The organism is Acinetobacter sp. Leaf130 (assembly GCF_001423205.1).
GTDB lineage: Bacteria > Pseudomonadota > Gammaproteobacteria > Pseudomonadales > Moraxellaceae > Acinetobacter > Acinetobacter calcoaceticus.
Genome location: NZ_LMOE01000008.1, coordinates 1 through 20,703 on the forward strand (window position 1 = coordinate 1; position 20,703 = coordinate 20,703).

Sequence of the window (20,703 nt, forward strand, 5' to 3'; positions counted from 1 at the left end):
CGCTGATGGTAGTGTGGGGTTTCCCATGTGAGAGTAAGTCATCGCCAGCTCATTATTCTAAACACCCTCAACTTTACAGTTGAGGGTGTTTTTTTATGTTTGAATTAAATGATAAAAATATTGAGCCTGCGTAAGTAGCAATTAATTAACAAAAATATCTAATCAATAGATAAGGTTATTCTGTAGCAATATTTTTTAATAAAAAATCTATTTTTCTTCTGAAAATTTCAAACTGATATGTATGATAAATAGAAACTATATGTTATAAATATTGAATAGGCATGATTTTTGCTTGTTTTATGGAATCTAAAATATATGAAATTATCTGTTGGGTTGAAAGTTGCGAATTCTCTATCGTTAACACCTCAATTGCAGCAGGCGATTCGTTTGTTACAACTCTCTAGTTTAGAGCTTGAACAAGAAATTCAGATTCAATTAGATAGTAATCCTTTACTTGAAAAAATAGAAGAAGAGTCATTAACAGAAAGTTTGTCTACATTAGAAAGTAAAGACTCAGATGACTTAACAACTGAACTAAATGCAAACCATTTGCCTGATGATTTACCAGTCGATACTGAATGGGATGATATTTATACTCATCAATCGACGGCTTTGGCTACTCCAGAATTTGAAGAGCGAGAGGATAATCGCCAAGTTCAATTATCTTTAAAAGAACATATTCTAGAACAAGTTAATCTTCTGCACTTTTCTAAAATAGATCAATTAATTGCTTACTGTGTTGTTGATGCATTAGATGATAAAGGGTTCTTGGATGCTGAGTTGGAGGAAATCATTTTAGCATCACAGCAATTATTGAATGAAATGGATATCGATGAAGAGATAGAGGAAGATGAAGTTTTAGTTGTTTTAAAACATATTCAAAGACTTGATCCATTAGGAATTGGTTCACGTAATTTAGCTGAATGTTTAAAGATACAGCTCGAATTTTTATCGAAAGACGTTGAATATTTAAACGAGGCAAAAAGCCTATTGCAATATTATGAACTTTTAATAGCAAATGATCTAAATAAATTACTCAAGCAGACAGGTCTAACGAAAGATCAATTGAAGTTTGCAATCAATCTTTTAAAAACATTAAAACCCTATCCTGGTATGGACTTTGATAAAGAAGAATCAGACTATCAAATTCCAGATGTGGTGGTTTCTAAAAAAGATTTACACTGGCAGGTTCAACTAAATCCAGATGTGCTGCCTAAATTAAGAATTAATAGTTTTTACTCTAGTATGATTCGTAGAGCAGATCAAAGTGAAGACAATTTATATTTACGTAATCAGATGCTTGAGGCAAAAAACTTTATTAAAAGCATTGATGAGAGACATAAGACGCTATTAAAAGTAGCATCTTGTATTGTTGAGCATCAAAAAGCTTTTTTGGAGATAGGTGCTGAAGCAATGAAACCGCTGGTTCTCCGAGATGTTGCTGAAGAGGTAGAATTGCATGAATCTACAGTTTCTCGTGTAACAACAAATAAGTATATGCTTACTCCACGCGGCCTTTTTGAGTTGAAATATTTTTTCTCTAGTCATGTAGGCACTACTGCGGGAGGTGAGGCTTCTTCTACTGCAATTCGTGCCATGATTAAAAAACTTGTAGCAAGTGAAAATCCATGTAAACCTTTGTCAGATAATGTAATTGCTACATTATTAAAAGATGAGGGAATTGAAGTGGCGCGACGTACCGTCGCAAAATATCGAGAATCGTTACATATTCCTTCATCGTCTGAAAGAAAAGTCTTGATCTAAATTTTGAAGTATGGCTATTCTAGAGATTCATTATGACGAAATAATGAAATTTCATTTTCACCAAGAGGAGTAGCTAAAATGGTTTAATTGCCCCAATTTATCTTTTTGATAACATTAAATCGTTTTAGTTCTTCTTTAGATAACCTAAAAAAGGTGAGGGATAGAATTATGCAAATAACGATTCGTGGTCATCATTTAGCAATTACACCAGCTATAGAAGAAAATATTAAATCAAAATTTAATCAATTAACGAAACACCTAGATCAGGTGAACAGTATGCAGATTAAATTAACAAAAGATCATCAAATTGATAAGCGCTCTCATAAGGGCAGTTCAAATCATGTTGCAGAGGCTATTGTAAGATTGCCGGGGATTGAGTTGTTTGCTCAGGCAACTGCTGATGATATGTATACTTCAATTAAAAAATTGACTGAAAAATTAAAAAGACAATTATTAAGATATCGAAAAATGCAATGTACTTATTCGCAAGTTACTGTTTCTGTTTAATAAGTTTTTTGAAGTTAAGAGAGGCTTGAAAGATAGCCTCTTTTTTATTGATAAAATATAAACACGTACTGAATTCTTGGAAAAAGTTATAGTAAAATACTCCGTTTTACCCCTTAGGTTGTGTCAGAGGTCTTTGCAATGAATAGTGAACAGCTCACTCAAATTTTAAAAGAAGCTTTCCCTGTAGCGGAAGTGGCGGTGAGCGGACAGGCTGGAAAATTTGACCTCCGTATAGTGGATGATCAATTTGAAGGTAAGCGTACAGTGGCTCGTCAACAGTTAGTTTATGCACCATTAAATACTTATATTGCAAGTGGGGAAGTTCACGCGGTAACAATTCGTGCAATGACCAAAGATGAATGGCGTAAAGCAAGCCTTTTCGGAGCTTAAATATTAATGGATAAATTTTTAATTACGGGTGGTGTTAAGCTCGAAGGTGAAGTGCGCATTTCTGGTGCTAAAAATGCGGCTTTACCCTTACTTGCTGCAACTATTCTTGCAGACTCTCCAATTACAATAACCAATGTTCCAAATCTTAAAGATGTTAATACGTTGGTAAAGCTAATTGGTGGATTAGGGGTAACGATTGGCTATGAAAATGACACAGTAAAAGCAGATACCTCTACTTTAGATAATCAGTTTGCACCTTACGAACTAGTAAAAACAATGCGTGCCTCAATTTTGGTTTTAGGACCATTATTAGCACGTTATGGTAATGCTAAAGTTTCTTTACCAGGTGGTTGTGCGATTGGTTCAAGACCTGTGGACCAACATTTAAAAGCTTTAGAAGCTTTAGGTGCGCATATTGAAGTTGAAAATGGTTATGTCCATGCTTCAGTTGATGGTCGCTTAAAAGGTGGTGAAGTTGTTTTTGATATGGTTACTGTTGGCGGTACCGAAAACATCTTAATGGCAGCAGCATTGGCAGAAGGTGTTACGACTATTCGTAATGCAGCACGTGAACCTGAAATCACTGACCTTGCTCAAATGTTAATTAAAATGGGCGCCAAGATTGAAGGTCTTGATACAGATACTCTTATTGTAACTGGCGTAGAAAGTTTGCATGGCTGTGAATATGCTGTTGTTGCTGATCGTATTGAAACAGGTTCGTATTTAGCAGCTGCTGCAATTACGGGTGGACGTATAAAAACAACTCATACAGATCCAGCATTGCTTGAGTCTGTTTTAGATAAGTTTGAAGAAATGGGTGCTGAAGTCACTCGTGGTGATGACTGGATTGAACTTGATATGTTGGGTAAACGTCCTAAAGCTGTAAGTTTTAGAACTTTGCCACATCCAGAGTTTCCAACCGATATGCAAGCACAACTGATGGCTGTAAATGTTATTGGTCGTGGATTCGCAACAATCTCTGAAACGATTTTTGAAAATCGTTTTATGCATGTTCCTGAATTGTCACGAATGGGCGCTAATATTCAGGTGGAAGGTCACGATGCTGTTGTAACCGGAGTTGAAACCTTACAGGCGGCACCTGTTATGGCAACAGATTTACGTGCTTCATTCTCTTTAGTTCTGGCTGCTTTAGTTGCAGAGGGTGATACCTTAATTGATCGTATCTACCATATTGACCGTGGTTATGAACATGTCGAAGAGAAGCTTCAAGGTTTAGGTGCCAAAATTAAGCGAGTAAGTTAATGAATGATGTAAGAAACGATGATCCTAATTTTGATGTGATGGGTAATTTTGATCATGGTTTGACCTTGGCATTAAGTAAAGGGCGTATCTTAAAAGAGACGTTGCCTTTATTGGCTACAGCGGGTATTAATTTGCTCGAAGATCCGGAAAAGTCTCGTAAGCTCATTTTCCCTACTACGCATAAACAAGTACGTATTTTGATTTTACGTGCGTCTGATGTACCGACCTATGTAGAAAATGGTGCAGCAGATATAGGTGTAGCAGGTAAAGATGTATTGATGGAGCATGGTGCTCAGCATGTATATGAGTTGCTTGACCTGAAAATTGCTAAATGTAAGTTAATGACTGCTGGCAAAGTAGGCATGGAGCATCCAAAGGGTCGTCTAAAAATTGCCACGAAATATGTCAATCTTACACGTCAGTATTACGCAAGCTTAGGTGAGCAGGTTGATGTTATTAAGCTCTATGGTTCTATGGAGCTGGCACCTTTGGTTGGTTTAGGTGATTACATTGTAGATGTGGTTGATACTGGTAATACTTTAAGAGCAAATGGTCTTGAGCCATTAGAGGAGATTTGCAAAGTATCTTCTCGGTTAATTGTAAATAAAGCCAGTTTTAAACGTAAACAAACTTTGTTAAATCCAATCATTTCACAGCTTGAGCAAGCTGTTCAATCACGTTAAAAGCAATTTCCCATCATGCTTTTGCGATAGTTAAGCCAGATGATGCCCACAAGCGCTTAGAAAAAGAGTAAACTTACTTTTTCTTTTTCGCCTTGTGGGTAAATTGATGCGACGTTTATCGACTCAAGATCAGAACTTCAAACAGGTTTTTGCTAAGCTTTTAGCATTTGAAACCGTGAATGATCTTAATTTAGTGCAAACAGTAGATCAAATTATTGCTGATGTTCGTCAGCATGGTGATGATCATGTTTTAAAGCTTACTCAACAGTTCGATCGACATCCTGCGCATCAATTTTCAGATTTAGAATTATCTCAAGAACAACTTAAAACTGCTTTTGATAATTTAAGCCCAGAAATTCGTGATGCTTTAGAGTTAGCCGCAAAGCGTATTCGTATATTTCATGAAGCTCAGAAACAAGATAGCTGGACTTATATAGATGACTTGGGCAATACATTAGGGCAAAAAGTGACGCCTTTAGACCGTGTTGGTATTTATGTGCCAGGTGGTTTAGCCTCTTATCCATCTTCAGTTCTAATGAATGCTGTACCTGCTCATGTTGCGGGTGTACCTGAAATTATTATGGTTGTTCCTGCACCAAATGGTGAGTTAAATCCATTGGTTCTTGCCGCAGCTTATCTTGCGGGAGTTAGCCGGGTATTTACCATTGGTGGGGCACAGGCTGTAGCAGCTTTGGCTTATGGTACACAGACCATTCCACCTGTAGATAAAATTACTGGTCCGGGGAATCGTTTTGTAGCAGCTGCTAAACGTGCTGTATTTGGTCAAGTCGGCATCGATATGATTGCTGGACCTTCTGAAATTTTAGTATATGCAGAAGGTGAGAATAATGCAGATTGGTTAGCGATGGATGTTTTATCACAAGCTGAACATGACACAGTGGCTCAAGCTATTTTTATAACTCCAGATGAAGCTTTGCTTAATGCAGTAGAGTTGGCAATCGAAAAGCATTTAAATGAATTGCCAAAGGCAGATATTGCACGAACTTCAATTGAAAACCGTGGTGCTTTGGTATTAGTCAAAGACCGTGCAGAAGCAATTGAGTTGATTAATCAGGTTGCACCAGAGCATTTGGAGCTGTGCTTAGATGATGCCGAAGCGATGAGCGAAGATATTCGTCATGCTGGAGCAATTTTCATGGGACGTTATACACCTGAAGCAATCGGTGACTATTGTGCGGGTCCAAACCATGTATTACCGACATCTGGAACTGCTCGTTTTTCTTCTCCTTTAGGCGTTTATGATTTCCAAAAACGTTCGAGCTTGATTATGTGTTCGAAAGATGGGGTTAAAACCTTAGCTAAAACAGCCGACATATTAGCTGTCCAAGAGAACTTAGATGCTCATGCACGCTCAGCACGCTATCGTTATCAATAAGCTTATAAACCTTGTAGTTTTTTTTTAATTATTACTCAGGGCTGATTTTCAGCCCTTTTTTGAGATAAGACCATGACTTTATCTACAGCACAAATGCGCTTTTGGAGTCCAGAAGTTCGTGAATTAGAGCCTTATGTTCCTGGTGAACAGCCTAAAATTCAGAATTTATTGAAACTTAATACGAATGAAAATCCATATCCGCCATCACCAAGAGTAGTTGAAGCAGTTCAAGCTGTTTTAACTCAGCAAGCTGATGCATTGCGTTTATATCCAGACCCAGATGCTACAGCTTTAAAGCAAGCAATTGCTAAACAACAGAATATTGAGGTATCTCAAGTTTTTGTGGGGAATGGCTCAGACGAAGTACTTGCTCATATTTTTAAAGCATTTTTCCTTCAAGACGAACCTATTCTTTATCCGGATATTACTTATAGTTTTTATCCAGTTTATAGTCAGTTCTTTGGAACAAAAACTAAAGAAATTCCACTTAATGAGAATTTCGAGATAGAAGCTAAGGACTATATACAACCAAATGGTGGGATTGTTATTACAAACCCTAATGCACCAACCAGTATTGCAATGGCTTTGCCAGATATTGAGCAAATCTTAAAAGCAAATCCAGATCGGGTAGTGGTGATCGATGAGGCTTATGTTGATTTTGGGGCAGAATCCGCAGTTGGTCTTGTAAATCGTTATGAGAATTTGGTTGTTTGTCAAACAACTTCGAAGTCTCGTTCATTAGCTGGTTTGCGCGTTGGTTTTGCAATCGCTCAGCCACATTTAATTGCAGCGCTTGAAGCTGTCAAAAATAGTTTTAACTCATATCCTATTGACCGTTTTGCAATTGCAGCCGCGGTAGCTTCTTTTGAAGATCAGGCTTATTTTGAAGAACAACTTCAGAGAGTTATTTCTAGTCGTGAAAAGCTAGTAGATGACTTAACTGCTTTGGGCTTTAAAGTTTTACCTTCTAAAGCGAACTTTATTTTTGCTTCACACTCAGTCCATGATGCAGGCAAACTTGCAAAGCAATTACGTGAACAAGGTATTATTGTGCGTTATTTCAATAAGCCTCGTATTAATCAATTTTTGCGTATTACAGTGGGTACTGATGAGCAGAACATGCGTTTAGTGCAAACGTTAAAACAAGATATTCTTTAAGTTTTAATCTGCTGTGCTGTTCATCAAGTTCAGCATAGCAGAGATTTTATCAAGGCTTTCTTGATATTCTGCTTCTGCATTTGAGGCAATCGTAATACCACCGCCGGCCCATAAAGAGAGCTGATTTTGATATTGTTGAAAGCTGCGGATAAGAATATTCCAGCGACCCGTTCCATCAAAATTGAAGTAACCTAATGTCCCGCAATATGCACCTCTTGCTTCTTCTTCTAATTCTTCAATAATTTGCATTGCCCGAATTTTTGGTGCCCCTGTAATTGATCCTCCCGGTAAAGCAGAGAGCAACATTTGCATAGGGTTGATATCATTTTTAAGAGTCGCAACAATCTCACTGACCATATGATGGACTTGATTAAAACTCTCGATTTCGAATAATTGTGTTGTTTTTACCGACCCTGTATTGGCATAAATGCTCAAATCATTACGTAATAAATCAACAATCATGACATTCTCTGCCTGATCTTTTTGCGAGTTTTTTAAAGTTTGTTTAGAAATAAAATCTCTTTCAATATTCTCATATCGAGGCATAGTTCCCTTAATCGGTCTGGTCTTAATTTGTTTATTTTGATTGAATTCAATGAAAAGCTCAGGGGAACAACTTAATAACTCAAATTGATCTAATTTTAAATAACCTGCATATGGTGCATTAGTAAGATTCCATAAATCTTCTGCTTTATTTAACAACGACCCTATAAAATTAGCTTTAAATTCTTGAGTTAAATTAATTTGATAACAATCACCCGCTTTAATATATTCTTGTATTTTATAAAAGGCCTCAAAATATTGTTCTTTAGACCATCTTGGCTGAATCGCATTCTTTAATTTAAATGTATTTTTAGAATTATTGACAATAGGAGTCTCTAATTCTTTTTCAATATATGTGAAGAGATCAAGAGCATTTTCTTCATCGCTAAAAAAATACCATTCATTATCTATATATTTTAAAAAAGAACGATATTGGCCTAAGAATAAAGATGGCTGTATATGATTCTGACCGTTAATAAATTGATGTGCTGCAAAATCATAACTAATAAAACCAATATAGCCACCGTTAAAACTTATTATCGATTTATTATCTTTATTTTCTTTTAAATTATTTTCTTTAAGTTGAATAAAATCTAATAACTGATTCGATTTTGAGATATTTTTATATTCATTAAAATTTTGACGCTGAAAAACTAAATCATTTTTATTTTGAATAAGAATGTATTGTTGAGGAAGAAAGCCAATAATAGGATTGTTATTGTCATTTAAATAAATGAGCCCAGTTAATCCTTGTAAATTTTTTAAAATCTCGGCAGCATTTTTACCATTTAATGAGATTTTTTTCTTTAACTGAGACATTTTTGAATAAGAGAATAGTTAATGAGGGGAATATTAGTTTACTACAACTTGTGGATCGTCAGGGAGAAGACTTATAGGGGAGGTGTTTTTTGCTGATAAAATAGTCGAATTTTAGTGTGGGATTGGGGGATATTTAGAAATTAAAAGTAGAATAAATTGAGTGTACCGTTTGTCGGGTAGTTGGCAAAAAATGCACAACACTAGTTGAACAAAAAGTAACGTAGATGTAATTTAGTAATTGCTAAGCAAAACTACTCAAGGATTGGAAGTTTCGGTTGCTATATAAAGAAAAATGCAACTTGAGACAATGAGAGTGGTTAAAGTCAAAAAATAAATGCTCTTGGGAGAGTGCTCAATGAAAATGTTCACTAAACTTGCTTTAGTTTCTTCTTTAGCTATCAGTGCAAATGCAATGGCAATGCAGTCAATGGATGATGCTGCACTGAGCGCTGCTACAGGTCAGGATGGTATTAATATCGGTATTGCTTTAGGTGCTGGTGGTATTTCTATCGATAAATTATATATTCACGATAACGATGGTTTAGACCCAACTACAGGTATTACAGGTGCTGCAGCAACTGCGGGTGCAATTACAATCACAGGTACAACGGCAACTGGTGGTAAAGCGATCACTCTTACGCAGGTAGATACGACAAAGAATCTATTAGATCTTAAAATTGATAGCGTTGGAGCATCTGGTGGAAATGGCGCGTTTTTAAACGTTGCTGCAAATGTAGGTGCAGTTAATATAAAAGTTGGCTCTATTGGTGTTGGTAGTTCTGGTACTTTAAATGAAACAACTGCTGTACGTGGTATTACTGAAGCTGCTCCAACTGAAATTCTCACTGGGTTAGATTTATCTTTAGGTGCAATTTCAGCGAATGTTCAGTTAGGTGCTACTCCACAAGGTGCAATGATTAAGGTAAATTCAAGCTTACAAGGTGGTTTGACACTATCTAACTTGGGTATTAACGATGCTGCTGGCGGTGGTAAAATTGTTCTAGACAAAGTAATGGTCCGTGGTGCTGGTAATACAACTGGTAACTTAGATGTGAATGCAGATATTTCTGTTGTACCTACTGGGTTGAAAATTCAAAATAATAGTACCCAAGGCATGAACGTATATGCACAGGGTATTCGTTTAGGTTCTAATACTGCTGCTTCAATAGGCGATGTTGAAATCCAAGGTATTAATGTAGGTACTTCTACAATTACAATTTCTGGTCACTAATTTAGAAAGTTCAAAATTAAAAAAGCGCGTTTAGTACGCGCTTTTTTAATTGAGGTTTTAATTAAATTTTTCTTAAGAATTAATAAAATTACTATATGTATATTAAATATATTAGAAGTGCTCATAGTTAAGAATGAGAGCCAATTAACAGTTTAGTTAGAGTAGAACTATGCATTCATCAAAAAGATTAAAAAAAAGCTGTTTTTTACAAAAAAACAAGGTATCTTCGAGTCACAGGGATGTAGAGCTATTGCTCTAAGAATAAAATGAATAAGGCCAGTTAGGCCACCATTTAGACCAAGTGCTTATGTTAGAGATAGTTTTAGGCTCAGCATTGATGTATTACTTTGCGACAGAAGCCTTCGAAATAGAAAAAAAGCCGCCGGGAACTGTTTATTACACAGAGACTGCCGATTCACGTAATTTATCTTTTCGCCGAAATCATATTGAACCCGTTACGATTAGACCTGCGATAGAGGATCAATTTCGCGGTATTGTTCGACAAGCATATGATTATAGCTGTGGTTCGGCTGCACTTACCACTTTATTAAATGGCTATGTGGGCACTAGCTTGACTGAACAACAAACGATGAGCGGCTTGCTTCAGTATGGTGAATATCAACGGATTATTGAACGCCGTAGCTTCTCACTACTTGATATGAAGCGTTTTGTGACTGCTATTGGTTTAGATAGTGGTGGTTACCGAGGGGAGTTCTCTGATTTAGTTAGATTAGGTCAGCCTGCAATTGTTCCCATTTCATATGCTGGATTTAAACATTTTGTCGTATATAAAGCTTATAAAGATGGACGAGTCTATGTTGCTGACCCTGCATTAGGGAATATCAGTTTTGACGAAAATCGTTTTAAAGAGATTTGGGATAATAATACTTTGTTTGTTATTTCTGTTCCTGAATCGCAACGTAAAGACTTATTGGCATTGAAAGATGCGGATATGCGTCATGTGGAAGATGCAACAGTTAACCGTTATGCCTTTGTTGATGTGCAATATCCGACATTTAATTATGACCGTTTAGCAAATAAGGCCTCAACAATGCGACGGGTTTTGGATAATGACAGCCATTCTTCAAATCATAATCAGCCGATAGAAACTTTTATGCGTCTTTATTACAAACGTAAGTAATGAATTTTTGATTTAGTAAAATAAATAAATTGGGTGGAAGGAATATGAATAATCGATGGATGAAGATGAGCGTATTGGCCTTAAGTATGAGTGCCATTACAGGAACAATCTATGCAAAGGATCAAGTTGCACAAACGGAAGTTCAAAATACTGTAGTTGTTTCTGAACCGAATACGGCATCAGAAGTAACGCCAGCAACAGATTCAGTTCAAGATGGAAGTGCAATTTCATCTACAGATGTGGTAACTAGTGATCCTGTAATAGCAAATACTGGAGCTAATCAAGCTGCTACCGCTTTACAGAAAAAAGAAGGTGATGCGAGTCAAGAGACCAACTTACAAGAAGTATTTACCTCGAATGAACGACAATATTCGTTAATTAAAAGAGGGGAAATTTCTACATATTATGATCTAGATTACACCTATTACCGCGATAGTATTTTGGATTTAGCACTAGCTGATGATAACTCTAGTATTAGTCGTTTAAGTATTAGGGAAGATGCTCAACATACATTGACTAACAGTTTTACAGCACAATATGGTGTTTTAGATAATTTAACACTTTCAGCAACAGTACCTTTAGTTGCTAAATCTGATATTGCTAGTGATTCAACTACTGCAGGATTGGGTGATATTTCTTTAGGGGCGCGTTGGGAACCTTTTCCACTTAAACAAGGGCGCTTACCTTTAGTCTTATTTGGTAACGTATCTACTAAAACTGGGGATAGCCCATATGAAGTTGCTCAAAATGAGCTTTCAACTGGTAAAGGCTATTACTCTGTAGGAGTAGGAGCGAGTACTCGTAAGTACATCGATCCAGTTGTTTTATTTGCATCTGCCTCTGCCAATTATGGTTTTAAAGAGACTGGTTTAAATCAGGTACGTGGTGGTGGTCGTGTTTTAGAGTCATTTGATCCTGGAATTAGTGGCGGGTTCTCTTTCGGTTTCGCCTATTCATTTAACTATGACGTGTCATTAACCATGTCATATCAGCAAAGTTTTAACTTAAATTCTGAGTTTCAATTTGAAAATGGTGAATCATATCAGTCGCCAGATCAGAGTAGTGCGGTGATGGCTTTTGCTTTAGGGGTACGTGTTTCACCTGATACGATTGTTAACGGTACAGTTGGTTTTGGTTTAACAGAAGATGCACCAGATGTTTCACTTGGTTTATCGTTCCCGCTAGATATTTTAGGTTTGCGCAAAAAATAAAAATAAGGAGATAGGCAGGTGAAATATCCTAAATTATGTCCTCTAACGGCGGCAATTGTGATCTCTGGTGTTTCTAGCTTTGCCAATGCTCAATTAGGACAAAACCTAGCTGTTGATATTCGTTCACTATCGATGGGGAATGCTGTAACGGCAGATCCGCCAGGGATTAGTGCAGTTCATTTTAACCCAGCAGCATTAGCTAAGATTGATGGCCTGCAAACCGATGTACAAGGTATTCTTGCAAATTTTGATATCCAGCGTGAGTTCTCGGCTCCTCCTGGGTACAACGTTTTTGGTTATTCGGATGATCCTCTGGTTTGTAATGATGGTCCGGAAGTTACTGCTAATATTTGTACAGACTTTAAAGGGCCTGTACGTGGCGATGTAGAATATGCCAGCTTATATGTGCCTATTCTTAAAAAAATGGTTGATTTAGGAGCTGGTTATCCACTCGTTGCTCCTACAGCAGGAATTGCCTATAAGCCTCCGGGTTCGAAAGTAACCTATGCAACAGCAATATATGCACCATTGGTAGCAGGTTTTGGTGCAGAAAATGGTAATGCTGGTAACTATATGGGGCAACAAGTCGCTGTAGAGCGAATCACATATTTATCCCCATCTTTTGGTTATCAAGTGAATGACCATTTATCAATTGGTGCTTCAATTGGTATGTCATATAACGCACTAGCATTAAAGACAGATCTTCGTTTTCCGAATGAGATGATTGGTGTCTTACGCATGGTTGATGAAGTGGTTTGCGCGCCATTTAAGAACAATAATGACATGATTACTAGTCTATTATTATTCGGGATGTGTAATGCTCAAGAAGGCATGAATCCATTTAATAAAATGGGAGCCTTACAAGTTTCCATGGAGCAGTCTTTAAGCCCAAGTTATAACTTGGGCTTGCTGTGGGAGCCGACAGATGATTTTGGCTTGGGTATGGTCTACCAAAGTTCAGCCAAGATGCGTATGAAAGGCAAATACATGATTGATAATGCTAAAGCGCCTCAAGAATTGATACGCGGGCTGAACTCATCTGCGACCGGACAAATTTTAGCGCGAATTCTAGGCTTGCCTGGCTATGTGCCAGATATTGAATCGGGTTTAGTAGCGATGGATTTAGAATATCCCGCACATTTTCAGGCAGGTATTAAATATAAGATTTTTCCAGATTTACAAGTAAACTTTGATGTTGGATGGACCGATTATTCAGCATGGGATAAATTTAAATTTGAGTTTGATCGCCAGATTTCATTACTTAAAGTTGCAAAACTATTATCTAATGATGTGACCGATAACTCTTTAGCATTGCCATTAAAGTTTACTTCACCATGGAGTTGGGGAATTGGCTTAGAGTATTCGGCAACGGATCGTTTGAAATTACGAGCAGGTTATGAGCCCCGCGCTAGCGCTATTCCTAATGACAAACGTAATACTATGGTTCCAATTAACAATGCGCAATTGTTCGGTTTAGGATTGGGGTATCGTTTTGATACAGATACTGACCTAGATCTTTCAGTTGGTTTCTTACGTAGTCGAGATAATATTCCAGCATGTACGAGTACTTTATCGAATAAATGTGGTGTCGATAATATTTTATTAAATCCTTATGCTGGTTTGGATGTAAAAACAAATACTAAAATTACAGTGCTTGGTTTGAGTTACAGAACAAAATGGTAAGACAATATAAATGGATGTTTCGACCTAAATTTGCTATTTCAATTTTATGTATTGCAATAGCAAATGTTTCTATATCTTATGCAGACGGTTTTTATACGATTATTGGTCCTGATGGTCGTCCTATGATTGTACCGAGTAAAAAATTGGATCAAAAAAAACAGTCTATCCCTCAAATAAAAATACAACCTCAAAATGCACCAGATAAGACAGTAATTCTTCCTGCTCAAAAAAATTATAAAGAAAAAGAGCAAATTAAAGATTTACCGAAAAAATTAGAACAACAAGCAGAAAAGAAATTAAATACTGCACCAACTGCACCAACTGCACCAACTGCACCAACTGCACCAACTGCACCAACTGCACCAACTGCACCAACTGCACCAACTGCACCAACTGMACTGCACCAACTGCACCAACTGCACCACAAAAAACTCAGAAGGATACTCACTCTGTTTTAGCAGAAAGTCGTGAATTAAAAACACCTATTGAAAAAACTAAAACTAGTGAAAATGTAAAAGTTCAGACGGCATCTAATAATGATGAGTGGCAAAAAAAGTTGCTTTTAATTCCACCACCGATAAAAAGTACTTCGCAAGCTTCCCCAGCGCCAACTGCTACTCAAGATAAGTCTAAATTTACTACTATCGATGGTGTGGAATATGTAAATAATGAATATCTTGAAGATCAAGAGTTTAATCTTGAAGGAAAAAAACGTTTTTATCTCGTGCCAGATGGCTTAGGAAGAACCGAATCAGTAGAGCGGAAGAAAGGCGTAAGCCGATCAACGTTAGATCAGCTTTTTAATCGCCATACTCAAGATAAAGAGTCTACAGTTGTATTAGCACCAACATATATGCGTTTATCTTCGAAAGAGTTAGTAGCAGCTTTTGAACAAGATCAATGTTTTATTAAGGGTTATAACAAGTCAATTAGGACGCTTAGTATAAATAAGGAAGTAAATGTATGGCCAAGAAAACCATTGAAAGAAAAGTTTGAGTATGAGTTGATAAAGCTTGATCCCTCAATCCAACATTTAAAAATTATGTCGTTCGCTGCTAGTAATGAGAAACCTTTATATTATTGGCCTTTAGCTGTTTTTTTAGATGACAAAGGTTGTATTTTAGAGGGAGTAAGTGGATTTAAGAGTAAATCTTATCCTTCTACCATGTTACAACATGCATCAATTCAAGGCGTTTTAAAAGTACCACCATCAGCACATTACATGATGATGACACCTTTATCCTCTGCCGTAGATGTTGCAGAAACCGAGTTATCTAATCAGGGACAAATTCAAATTTCCGTATTACGTTAAAAATAAGTAGGGTATCTAATGAATAAAAAAGTTTTATGGCCTTTTGCATTAACCACATTAGCGATTATGCTAAATGGATGTGGTGGTGGTAGTTCCACAATAAATGAGAATCCTACAAATGGATCAGGAGGAGCTACCGCTAATGGAAGTTGTTCGGTAACAAGCAGTGATTGTCTACAATTTTCTTTAGATTACCCAATTGCTGGTATCAATTTTACATGTAGTAGTGCGGCCAATCTAAGCTTTGTTACTAAGGCTTCAGGTAATAGTGTTATTGGATCTTGTAAAGTTGGAGATACTGCTAATTTTTATTTGCAAGATGCTAAAAATACAAGAAAAATTGAACTAGGCTCCGTCAAGCTGGACACTGTTTCAAAAATTCAGATGACTGTTCCACCACGTTTAAAAGTTATGGATATGGCTATCGGATTAACTGGACAAACTCCAACATCACTTAGCCAAGATGATCCTACAGTTCGTGTTGCAATGGCATTGGTAAAACTCTTTCAAAGCATTGGCTTAGAGCGTGGTGAGAATGTTGTTGGCGATTTGCAGCCAACACGATTTACCGATGACAAGAAAAATACTCTAAATATTTTAGTTCAAAATATTACCGCTACAGAATGGAAAAATGGTGCTTATGCCAATATTTTGAAACCTTGGTTAGATGTAAGTCAGATATCAGATGAACAAGCTTTTGAACTAGTAATACAATTAGCAAACTTAAGTTTAGTAGGACTATATCAATCAGATTATCTTACTTTGGTTAAACCTGTTTTAGGATCGAATCAACCTTCTTTAGTAGCTGAAAATTTTTATGGATGTAATCTAACGAATTTGGCGGATTGTCCAAAAAATGGGGTTAATACCCAACATGTGTTAGGTAATTTGTTCTTATTATCTGATCGTCAGGGATATACATTTGGTTATGGTTTGCAGTGGAAAGGAACTAGTACGATTGCGACTGGAACAGCGATTAGTAAAGTATTTAATATTTTGACCAAATCAAAACCAACTCAAATGATTGCAAGTGCGCAAACTAGCTGGCTTGATCCAGTTCAAACAGAGATTAAATCAACAAAACCATTTCGCTTAAAAATCTCTAGTAATATTAATGAAGACTTAGTGATTTATCAGGGTAAATTATTAAATGATTCATTTATCGCAGGACGTGATAGTTCATATTTAGCTTTGACGAATACGAAAATTCCTAATCCTCAGCAATATGCATTATGGAAACAGAGCGCTGATAACCAAAATTATATTGGTTCTATGGATATTACTAAAGTGGCACCAGCAAGTTATTTATCCAGTCAGATCTTTAAAACTGCTAATAACGTCAAATCTGGTCAAACTTATATTTTTCCATTATATGCGACTCTAAACTTTAAATTTGATACCGCAGGAATTGCACCTATTGATCTGGGTATTGTAGTTGATGAACATGGAGATATTCGAACCGATATTAAACCTAATGCTACTTCAACAGATATGTCTGGTCAGTGTGGAGTGGTTTCAAATACGAATTTAATTGATAACAATGGCGTTCAACAATACCGCATTGGTACAACTGGAGGAACGGAATCAGCAGCCACTGATAAGTCAATTACAGTAAGAATGATTTTGGGTGCACCTGAATTAGGAAATTTAAATGGTATTGTCTTTGGTTTAAATTCAAATGTAGTTCAAAGTACTTCTGAAGATGACATGAAAACATTAGTTGTAAGCGGTGCAAAAATTAATGTTGCTAACCTATTGCAAGGGCAAAGTAGTGGTGCAAACCTTACAACCTATGCTAATGAAACAGTTCCATGGGTTAATCTCTATGCGTTATATCAACAGGTATATAATAATATTAAAAATATTTCGCCTGCTCCGACTGAAGCTGAAAAAGCTCTAGGTCAGCGTCAGGCAGGAACTGTGACACTTAGAACAGCTGATTGCTATCAGATTAAAACTAAATCTTAAAATATTAAACAAATAAAAAAGACCGCATAGCGGTCTTTTTTATTATCTAATTGATTAACCAGTATGGTCTAAACGAGTACCCAAAGTTTCAAGATGCGTTGGAAAAACTTGTTTTTTACGGTCTTCAAAATAATGTCTTAATGTATGTTCGACGCTAGGGAAGGCTAGCTCTCCCCATGGAATTTCATGCTCTTCAAACAGACGACTCTCAATACTTTCTTCACCTGCACCAAAAATTCCATCTTTCAGCTGTGCTTTGAAAAGTACATAAATTTGACCAATACGCGGAATATTGTACATACAATACAGTTGTTCTATTTCTATCTCGGCTTCTGCTTCTTCACGAGTTTCGCGTGCTGCTCCTTGTTCCATGGTCTCGAACAATTCCATATAACCAGCGGGTAAAGTCCATAAACCATAACGAGGTTCGATAGCACGACGACAGAGTAATACTTTGTCTTCCCATAACGCTAAGGCACCGCAGATTACTTTGGGGTTTTCATAATGGATATTGCTACAATGAGTACAAACACGGCGTACTTTATGATCACCTAAAGGAATTTTTTGTTCGGTTTTATGCCCACACGCTACACAGAAACTCATAATTATCATCGAGTATAGAGATGACTCAGCATAACTGAATTTTTAGACTTACGCATCAACTCTATGTCTTAAGTTTATTTTTCAGATATGATGCAAAGAGAGACAGAATAATAGGTGAATGGTATGGAAGAGCACTTGCTAACACAAAAGTTACAGCAAAGATTGCGCTTTTCCACCCGCATACAAGAAGCACAAGCAGCAGTACTGATTGCTATTACAAATGAAAATGATCCTAAGGTATTGCTTACACGCCGTTCAATACATATGAACAACCATGCGGGGGAGGTTTCTTTTCCGGGTGGAAAGCGTGATCCTAGTGATACCAGTAATATTGTTGTAGCGTTAAGAGAAGCTCAGGAAGAGACAGCTTTAAATCCTTTTGATGTACAGTTGTTAGGTGATTTGCCGATGCAACGTGCACGAAGCGGGTTGTCTGTAAAACCTATCGTTGGGCTTATTCCTCCAGAGGTGACTTTAATACCTCAGCCTACCGAAATTGATCGAATTTTCTTTGTCCCGTTACAGCAACTTATTGAGACGCGTCCAACACCCTATGAAGTTCGATATGCCCATCAGTCTTTATATTTTCCAAGTTTACAGATTGATAATGAAATTATTTGGGGTTTAACTGCTCGTATGTTAGTTGCTCTGTTTAAATATGGATTGGGTTATCAGAAAGAGTGGCCATTTTTACTCAACTCACCAACATTTGGTATGCCAAAATTTTCTCATAAGAATAAATGATCAGGATTGATAAATTATGATGTATAGCTATCAAGGACAGCACCCAAAAGCCTTACATGAACCATGGGATGGTTGGGTTGCTCCCACAGCAACGTTGATTGGACAAGTAGAGTTGGGCCGTCAAGTCAGCATCTGGTTTGGTGCAGTAGTTCGTGCTGATAACTGTGTAGTTCGAATTGGTGATTTCTCTAATATTCAAGAAAATTCAGTTTTACATACCGATGCTGGACTTGAGCTAAATATTGGTGAATATGTCACGGTCGGACATAAAGTTATGCTGCATGGTTGTACGATTGGTGATAATAGTTTGATTGGCATGAACGCCGTAATTTTAAATCGAGCTGTGATTGGCAAAAATTGTATTATCGGAGCCAATGCCTTAATTCCTGAAGGGAAAGTCATTCCAGATAATTCAGTGGTGATGGGATCGCCCGGCAAAATTGTTAAGACTTTAGATGAAGACGGTGCTGCAAAAATACGGTTGAGTGCATTGCATTATGCTGAACATTTTAAAAGTTATAGTGATTTAAAAGAATTTCACTTTTAACTCTTTTTTAGCAAAATATTTTTATGCCAAGTTAAATCTTGGCATTTTTATTTAGACAGAGAACGACTCGCCTATCAGAGCCGAGTGGGGTATCATAACCCTCGTTTTTAATCTGATTTAATACTAAGGTTGTGCATGAAATTGCTGGCGTTGGAAACTGCAAATGAGCAGTGTTCTATCTCATTAGTCGATGAAACCCAAGAACTGTTTTTTCAACTCGATACGCGGGCGAAAGCACAAACCCAGACCATTTTGCCGATGATTGAGCAGGGGCTACAACAAACAGGTCTTGAGGTTGCTGGTCTGGATGCAATTGCCTTTAGCCGTGGGCCGGGTTCTTTTAGTGGTGTCCGAATTAATGCAGCTGTGACTCAGGCTTTGGCATGGTCACAAGATTTACCCGTTATTCCCGTTTCGAGTCTGCAAGCTTTAGCACAAGCCGCATACCGACTTGAAGGTTTAGAACAGGTGACTGCGGTTCTCGATGCTCGTATGAATGAAGTTTATATTGCAAGTTTTGTTCTAGATGAGCATGGAATTATGCAATGTATTGATGAAGAAAAATTAATGGGCTATGAGCAAGCGGCTGCTTATGCAAAGCATTGCTTAATTGGTTCGGGTGCGAAGCTCCTTCAAGCTGATGCACAACATCAAACAATCACTGCAACTGCACAAGACATTGCTTCTATTGCACGTGTTTATGCAGCGCAAAAGCAGTGGGTTGATGCTGAACATGCTTTGCCAGTTTATTTACGTGATGATGCATGGAAAAAAATAGCAGATCAGGGTAAAGCAAAATAAAGGCACTACTCATGCACATATATTTTGAAGTAGATTTTCAAGAGCAAGCACAGCACTACCAAGCTGCGCTTTGTTCTAGAGGTGTGACTGTCGATTTGCAGCCAGTTGAAAAGCTTAATTCACGTTTTTTGCGTTTAAATCCTGAGTTGGCACTTTGTGTAGATGAAAACGGGCTATGGTTATCTGCAAATGGCATGAAAATGCAGCCCGACTGGAAAGCCGAAATTTCCCGTTTAAAACGTGCAAGTCTTAAATCAGAAATGATTGCTCGGGCTTGTCAGTTAGGTGAAAAACCTATCTTAATTGATGCTACGGCTGGTTTAGGACACGATAGTTTGCTCATGGCTTATCTTGGCGCACAAATACAATTGGTTGAGCGCCATCCGATTTTATTTACCTTACTTGAAGATGCAAAAGTACAAGCTGAACAAGACAGCTTTTTAAGCCAGTTTATGAATCGGATTCAACTGATCTTTGCTGACTCTGCAAGTTATTTACAACAGTTGCAGCAAACAGCCCAAATGGTTGATGTGGTTTATCTAGACCCGATGTTTCCGCAGCGTGACCAGAATCATCAAGCCATCAAAAAGCAAGCCCAAGTTAAAAAACAGATGCAGCTTTTACATCTACTTTTACCCGAAGATGGTGAGATGGATTTGGGGGATAATTTGCTGGTTTTGGCACAGAAAGTTGCTAAACGTGTAGTGGTTAAACGGCCACGCCATGCTATTTTCTTGGCAAATCAGGAGCCAGCTCATCAATGGCAAGGAGATGCTTGTCGTTTTGATGCGTATTTTCAGTAGGCTTATGTAAGGTTAGGTTTTATTGCTTGAATAATGCACAAATATATGTGATATAGTTCAAAAGCATGATTGCTAAAATTCTTAGCAGGCATACACTTAATATGCCTGACAAAAACGAAATTTTTGAAAACCTTCT

At 37.2% G+C, this 20,703-nt stretch carries 18 protein-coding genes and 1 pseudogene; 17 read left to right on the forward strand and 2 right to left on the reverse strand.

What is annotated here, in order from left to right; all coding sequences use genetic code 11:
* The first annotated feature begins 315 nt into the window (after nt 1–315).
* The 7 genes from ASF86_RS16005 to hisC all read left to right on the forward strand — a co-directional run bounded on the left by ASF86_RS16005 (nt 316) and on the right by hisC (nt 7,161).
* Nucleotides 316–1,764, forward strand: coding sequence for an RNA polymerase factor sigma-54 (locus ASF86_RS16005; protein WP_056483604.1), 1,449 nt, complete (start codon nt 316–318; stop codon nt 1,762–1,764).
* Nucleotides 1,765–1,932: 168 nt separating this feature from the next.
* Nucleotides 1,933–2,271, forward strand: coding sequence for a ribosome hibernation-promoting factor, HPF/YfiA family (gene hpf, locus ASF86_RS16010; protein WP_004641296.1), 339 nt, complete (start codon nt 1,933–1,935; stop codon nt 2,269–2,271).
* 138 nt (nt 2,272–2,409) lie between these two features.
* Complete coding sequence (gene ibaG / locus ASF86_RS16015; protein ID WP_004794487.1) at nt 2,410–2,661, forward strand: BolA family iron metabolism protein IbaG; 252 nt, start codon at nt 2,410–2,412, stop codon at nt 2,659–2,661.
* 6 nt (nt 2,662–2,667) lie between these two features.
* A complete protein-coding gene (murA, locus tag ASF86_RS16020) occupies nt 2,668–3,924 on the forward strand; it encodes a UDP-N-acetylglucosamine 1-carboxyvinyltransferase (RefSeq protein ID WP_005049013.1) in 1,257 nt (418 codons plus the stop codon).
* The gene (gene hisG / locus ASF86_RS16025) at nt 3,924–4,607 is read left to right on the forward strand and encodes an ATP phosphoribosyltransferase (protein ID WP_005043031.1); all 684 of its coding nucleotides are present in this window, start codon (nt 3,924–3,926) and stop codon (nt 4,605–4,607) included. The genes murA and hisG overlap by 1 nt, the downstream gene beginning before the upstream one ends.
* Before the next feature lie 106 nt (nt 4,608–4,713).
* Entirely contained in the window at nt 4,714–6,003 is a 1,290-nt protein-coding gene (gene hisD / locus ASF86_RS16030; RefSeq protein WP_056483607.1) for a histidinol dehydrogenase, read from the forward strand.
* A gap of 72 nt (nt 6,004–6,075) precedes the next feature.
* Nucleotides 6,076–7,161: a histidinol-phosphate transaminase gene (hisC, locus tag ASF86_RS16035; protein WP_056483610.1), complete on the forward strand. Its 1,086-nt coding sequence runs from the start codon at nt 6,076–6,078 to the stop codon at nt 7,159–7,161.
* 3 nt (nt 7,162–7,164) lie between these two features.
* Here hisC and ASF86_RS16040 read toward each other — a convergent pair whose 3' ends face one another.
* The gene (locus ASF86_RS16040) at nt 7,165–8,523 is read right to left on the reverse strand and encodes an anthranilate synthase component I family protein (protein WP_056483613.1); all 1,359 of its coding nucleotides are present in this window, start codon (nt 8,521–8,523) and stop codon (nt 7,165–7,167) included.
* Nucleotides 8,524–8,878: 355 nt separating this feature from the next.
* Here ASF86_RS16040 and ASF86_RS16045 point away from each other — a divergent pair, with 355 nt between their 5' ends.
* From ASF86_RS16045 to ASF86_RS16070, 6 genes and pseudogenes are all read left to right on the forward strand, one after another.
* The gene (locus ASF86_RS16045) at nt 8,879–9,754 is read left to right on the forward strand and encodes a DUF6160 family protein (protein ID WP_056483616.1); all 876 of its coding nucleotides are present in this window, start codon (nt 8,879–8,881) and stop codon (nt 9,752–9,754) included.
* A 307-nt stretch (nt 9,755–10,061) separates the two neighbouring features.
* Entirely contained in the window at nt 10,062–10,895 is an 834-nt protein-coding gene (locus tag ASF86_RS16050) for a C39 family peptidase (RefSeq protein ID WP_056483618.1), read from the forward strand.
* A 44-nt stretch (nt 10,896–10,939) separates the two neighbouring features.
* Nucleotides 10,940–12,106 carry a hypothetical protein gene (locus ASF86_RS16055; RefSeq protein WP_155860177.1) on the forward strand — a complete coding sequence of 389 codons (1,167 nt, stop codon included), beginning with the start codon at nt 10,940–10,942 and terminating at the stop codon, nt 12,104–12,106.
* Nucleotides 12,107–12,124: 18 nt separating this feature from the next.
* The gene (locus ASF86_RS16060; RefSeq protein WP_056483624.1) at nt 12,125–13,789 is read left to right on the forward strand and encodes an OmpP1/FadL family transporter; all 1,665 of its coding nucleotides are present in this window, start codon (nt 12,125–12,127) and stop codon (nt 13,787–13,789) included.
* Nucleotides 13,783–15,101: pseudogene (gene filE, locus ASF86_RS16065) on the forward strand (putative pilus assembly protein FilE). Before ASF86_RS16060 ends, filE begins: the two are co-directional and overlap by 7 nt.
* An 18-nt stretch (nt 15,102–15,119) precedes the next feature.
* Nucleotides 15,120–17,069, forward strand: coding sequence for a hypothetical protein (locus ASF86_RS16070; RefSeq protein ID WP_056483627.1), 1,950 nt, complete (start codon nt 15,120–15,122; stop codon nt 17,067–17,069).
* A 54-nt stretch (nt 17,070–17,123) separates the two neighbouring features.
* Here ASF86_RS16070 and ASF86_RS16075 read toward each other — a convergent pair whose 3' ends face one another.
* On the reverse strand, nt 17,124–17,672 hold the full coding sequence (locus ASF86_RS16075; RefSeq protein WP_056483630.1) for an NUDIX hydrolase: 549 nt from the start codon (nt 17,670–17,672) through the stop codon (nt 17,124–17,126).
* Between the two features lie 114 nt (nt 17,673–17,786).
* Here ASF86_RS16075 and ASF86_RS16080 point away from each other — a divergent pair, with 114 nt between their 5' ends.
* The 4 genes from ASF86_RS16080 to ASF86_RS16095 all read left to right on the forward strand — a co-directional run bounded on the left by ASF86_RS16080 (nt 17,787) and on the right by ASF86_RS16095 (nt 20,567).
* Nucleotides 17,787–18,416, forward strand: a complete 630-nt coding sequence (locus ASF86_RS16080; protein WP_171252350.1) for a CoA pyrophosphatase — start codon at nt 17,787–17,789, stop codon at nt 18,414–18,416.
* A 19-nt stretch (nt 18,417–18,435) separates the two neighbouring features.
* Entirely contained in the window at nt 18,436–18,963 is a 528-nt protein-coding gene (locus ASF86_RS16085; RefSeq protein WP_081407745.1) for a gamma carbonic anhydrase family protein, read from the forward strand.
* A gap of 135 nt (nt 18,964–19,098) precedes the next feature.
* Entirely contained in the window at nt 19,099–19,764 is a 666-nt protein-coding gene (tsaB, locus tag ASF86_RS16090) for a tRNA (adenosine(37)-N6)-threonylcarbamoyltransferase complex dimerization subunit type 1 TsaB (protein ID WP_056483639.1), read from the forward strand.
* 11 nt (nt 19,765–19,775) lie between these two features.
* Complete coding sequence (locus tag ASF86_RS16095; protein WP_056483642.1) at nt 19,776–20,567, forward strand: class I SAM-dependent methyltransferase; 792 nt, start codon at nt 19,776–19,778, stop codon at nt 20,565–20,567.
* Nucleotides 20,568–20,703 lie beyond the last annotated feature (136 nt).

Excerpts from the sequence above, each read along its gene's own strand:
- ASF86_RS16005 (WP_056483604.1), top strand. The coding sequence starts at position 316 with ATGAAATTATCTGTTGGGTTGAAAGTTGCGAATTCTCTATCGTTAACA.
- hpf (WP_004641296.1), top strand. The coding sequence starts at position 1,933 with ATGCAAATAACGATTCGTGGTCATCATTTAGCAATTACACCAGCTATA.
- ibaG (WP_004794487.1), top strand. The coding sequence starts at position 2,410 with ATGAATAGTGAACAGCTCACTCAAATTTTAAAAGAAGCTTTCCCTGTA.
- murA (WP_005049013.1), top strand. The coding sequence starts at position 2,668 with ATGGATAAATTTTTAATTACGGGTGGTGTTAAGCTCGAAGGTGAAGTG.
- hisG (WP_005043031.1), top strand. The coding sequence starts at position 3,924 with ATGAATGATGTAAGAAACGATGATCCTAATTTTGATGTGATGGGTAAT.
- hisD (WP_056483607.1), top strand. The coding sequence starts at position 4,714 with ATGCGACGTTTATCGACTCAAGATCAGAACTTCAAACAGGTTTTTGCT.
- hisC (WP_056483610.1), top strand. The coding sequence starts at position 6,076 with ATGACTTTATCTACAGCACAAATGCGCTTTTGGAGTCCAGAAGTTCGT.
- ASF86_RS16040 (WP_056483613.1), bottom strand. The coding sequence starts at position 8,523 with ATGTCTCAGTTAAAGAAAAAAATCTCATTAAATGGTAAAAATGCTGCC.
- ASF86_RS16045 (WP_056483616.1), top strand. The coding sequence starts at position 8,879 with ATGAAAATGTTCACTAAACTTGCTTTAGTTTCTTCTTTAGCTATCAGT.
- ASF86_RS16050 (WP_056483618.1), top strand. The coding sequence starts at position 10,062 with ATGTTAGAGATAGTTTTAGGCTCAGCATTGATGTATTACTTTGCGACA.
- ASF86_RS16055 (WP_155860177.1), top strand. The coding sequence starts at position 10,940 with ATGAATAATCGATGGATGAAGATGAGCGTATTGGCCTTAAGTATGAGT.
- ASF86_RS16070 (WP_056483627.1), top strand. The coding sequence starts at position 15,120 with ATGAATAAAAAAGTTTTATGGCCTTTTGCATTAACCACATTAGCGATT.
- ASF86_RS16075 (WP_056483630.1), bottom strand. The coding sequence starts at position 17,672 with ATGAGTTTCTGTGTAGCGTGTGGGCATAAAACCGAACAAAAAATTCCT.
- ASF86_RS16085 (WP_081407745.1), top strand. The coding sequence starts at position 18,436 with ATGTATAGCTATCAAGGACAGCACCCAAAAGCCTTACATGAACCATGG.
- tsaB (WP_056483639.1), top strand. The coding sequence starts at position 19,099 with ATGAAATTGCTGGCGTTGGAAACTGCAAATGAGCAGTGTTCTATCTCA.
- ASF86_RS16095 (WP_056483642.1), top strand. The coding sequence starts at position 19,776 with ATGCACATATATTTTGAAGTAGATTTTCAAGAGCAAGCACAGCACTAC.